A 3,425-nucleotide genomic window follows, 5' to 3' on the forward strand; every position below is an offset into this window, starting at 1 on the left:
GTGTATAAATATCTGGTTCATTTTTAATATACGGTTTATTTTGAGAAATACTAAGCATGGAGGCAGATAAGTGAATGTTGCAAGCTTAAATTTTCAAAGCTGGCGGGGTTATCTGGAATTGATGCGTCCCGCTAATATTATTACTGCTTGGGCGGATATATTTCTAGGTTTTGCTGCTTCCGGTTCTGGAATTATTTTTACCAAATTAATTAATGGTGAAGCAAGTTTTGCCATACTAATTCCATTAGTTTGGTTGTTATTAGCTACAACTGGTTTATACGGTGGTGGGATAGTTTTTAACGATGTTTTTGATGCAGAGTTAGACGCGAAAGAACGACCAAATAGAGCAATTCCCAGTGGTCGCGTATCTAGTCAAAATGCTACTTTATTAGGAAGTATACTATTTGCGATCGGGATTATAGCTGCTTTTCAAGTATCGTTGTTAAGTGCTGCGATCGCAACATTTATTACTCTTTCATGCCTCCTCTATAACTCACTCGCCAAACATCATCCTTTTTTCGGCCCTTTAAATATGGGTTTGTGTCGTGGCAGTAACTTATTATTAGGTGTAAGTGCTGTACCCGAAATAATCGGAGAACGTTGGTATTTAGCGCTGATTCCTGTTCTTTATATTGCTGCTATCACGGCAATTAGTCAGGGTGAAGTTCATGGAGGTAAGAAGATTACGGGAGTACTCTCACTACTTCTAATTGCAATAGTTTTGACAGCAGTTTTAGCTTTAGGATTATTAGAAGAGTATAGAGCGATCGCAGCCCTACCATTCGGTATTTTATTAGCTATTAGAATCTTGCCTAACTTTATCAAAGCGGCGCGGGAACCGATAGCTGAAAATATCCGCAATGCTGTGAGAATAGGCGTTTTGTCTCTAATAGTCTTAGATGCAACCGTTGCATCTGGTTTCGCTGGTTTGTATTACGGTTTATTCGTTCTAATTTTGCTACCAATTTCGATGAAGTTAGCAAAAGTATTTGCTGTTACTTAAATTGAATGTATATACCCAGTAATACCATCAATTGGCTCTAGTGGCGCATAGATGTGCGCCCCTACCCATGAATATGTAGCAAGTATTTTGTGAAATAGTTTAAGCCAAAGAAAACAGATTACATATACAAAGGATAGAGCTAAAAAATGAAAATTACAAATAACAATAATTTTCACTTAACTTATTGCAGTAATATTCATCCTGGTGAAAGTTGGCTAGAGGTGTTCGCTAATTTAGAGAAGTATATTCCCGAACTCAAATCACGTTTATCGCCTACAGAACGTTTTGGTATTGGCTTGAGGTTAGCAGATGTTGCTGCAAAAGAACTTTTAGAAAGTAATAGCTTAGCTCAATTCCAAACTTGGCTGACTCAAGAAGATTTATATGTTTTCTCCTTAAACGGATTCCCTTATGGCGGATTTCATCGACAGGTGGTAAAAGACCAAGTTTATGCACCAGATTGGTCTACACAAGAACGGGTTAATTATACATTAAACTTGGCACACATTTTAGCTAGTTTATTACCCCAAGGACTTGATGGCGGAATTTCTACACTACCATTATCCTATAAACCTTGGTGGGTAAAAGACCAAGCAACTTTCGAGACTGTTGTGAAAAAGAGTTGTTTGAACATAGCATCAGTTATTGTAGAAATGATTCGCATCCGTGAAGAAACAGGCAAGATACTTCATATTGATTTAGAACCTGAGCCTGATGGTTTAATTGAAAATACTTCAGAAATAATTGACTTTTATCAAAATCGGTTATTGCCAATTGGCGGCAATTATTTATCAGAAAATTTAAATATTGAGCAAGATTTAGCAGAGACTAAATTGCTAGAACACGTTCGGGTTTGCTATGACACCTGCCATTTTTCCGTTGAATATGAGCAGCCAAATTCTGTATTTACGCGTTTGCAATCGGCAGGGATTAAAATTGGCAAAATTCAAATCAGCGCTGCAATTAAAGTAAAAATACCTGCTGATGTTGAAAAACGTAGTTTGATAGTTGAACGCTTACGTCCTTTTGCAGAATCTACCTATCTTCACCAGGTAATAGAACGTTGCAGCGATGGTACACTCCATCACTATCCTGACTTAATAACTGCATTACCACATTTAGAGCAATCTTTAGCTGAAGAATGGCGCACTCACTTTCATGTCCCAATTTTTATTCATGATTATCAAATTTTGCAATCTACGCAAGATGATATTGCTACTGTTTTGCATCTACTTCAGACAAATAATGCTTGTTCACATTTAGAAATTGAGACTTACACTTGGGATGTATTGCCATCAGAAATGAAGATAGATATGCTGACTTCTATTCAGCGTGAATATGAGTGGGTATTAAAAGAATTCGCTGCAAATTAAAAAGTAAATTTATGAAAAAGACAGTTATTATAAATGTTGTCGGATTAACGCCCAGTTTACTAGGAGAAAACACGCCGTTTTTATCTTCCTGGGCGGCTACTGGGCAAATGGTTCCCATCAAAAAAGTGCTACCTGCTGTAACTTGTTCGGTTCAGGCTACTTATTTGACGGGAAAATGGCCTGATAAACATGGAATTGTCGCTAATGGTTGGTACTTCCGGGATGAATGTGAAGTGAAGTTTTGGCGACAATCTAATAAACTAGTACAAGCTCCCAAAGTTTGGGAAATAGCTAAATCAATTGACCCAACTTTCACTTGTGCCAACCTTTTTTGGTGGTACAATATGTATTCTTCAGTAGATTATGCGATTACGCCGCGTCCGATGTATCCCGCAGATGGGAGAAAGTTACCTGATATTTATACACATCCTAGTGATGTGCGATCGCAAATTCAATCTGATTTAGGAAATTTCCCTTTATTCGATTTCTGGGGGCCAAAAACTACCATTAGTTCTAGCCAATGGATCGCCAATTCTGCAAAATGGATTGAGGAACGCTACAGCCCTACACTATCACTAGTTTATCTACCACATTTAGATTACTGTCTGCAAAAGTTTGGTAACAATCAAACACAGATTCAAGCTGATTTGCAAGAAATTGATGCTGTTTGTGGCGATTTAATTAAATATTTTGAAGCACGCAACACTCAAGTAATTATTCTTTCTGAGTATGGCATTACTCCAGTCTCTAAAGCGGTGGATTTGAACCGCGTACTACGGGAAAATGGTTTAATTGCTGTGCGAGAAGAATTAGGGCGAGAACTGCTCGATTTTGGTGCTAGCATTGCCTTTGCTGTTGCCGATCATCAAATTGCTCATGTATATGTGAACGATCCGGCGTATATCCCGAAAGTGCGATCGCTTTTAGAAGCGACTGCAGGCGTAGCGCAGGTATTGGATGAAGAGGGTAAGCAAGCCTACCATCTCGATCATCCTAGATCGGGGGAGTTGGTAGCGATCGCTCAATCTGACGCTTGGTTTACCTATTAT

3 protein-coding genes are annotated in these 3,425 nt (G+C 38.4%); all 3 read left to right on the forward strand.

Going from position 1 to position 3,425, the window contains the following annotated elements; translation table 11 throughout:
* Positions 1–70 precede the first annotated feature (70 nt).
* Positions 71–1,003: a UbiA-like protein EboC gene (gene eboC, locus IQ229_RS19095; protein ID WP_322744021.1), complete on the forward strand. Its 933-nt coding sequence runs from the start codon at positions 71–73 to the stop codon at positions 1,001–1,003.
* Between the two features lie 146 nt (positions 1,004–1,149).
* Positions 1,150–2,376 carry a metabolite traffic protein EboE gene (gene eboE, locus IQ229_RS19100; RefSeq protein ID WP_194046442.1) on the forward strand — a complete coding sequence of 409 codons (1,227 nt, stop codon included), beginning with the start codon at positions 1,150–1,152 and terminating at the stop codon, positions 2,374–2,376.
* 11 nt (positions 2,377–2,387) lie between these two features.
* A partial coding sequence (locus IQ229_RS19105) for an alkaline phosphatase family protein (RefSeq protein WP_194046444.1) occupies positions 2,388–3,425 on the forward strand: 1,038 nt, incomplete at its 3' end.

Source organism: Nostoc cf. edaphicum LEGE 07299, from assembly GCF_015207245.1.
Classification (GTDB): Bacteria; Cyanobacteriota; Cyanobacteriia; order Cyanobacteriales; family Nostocaceae; genus Nostoc; species Nostoc edaphicum_B.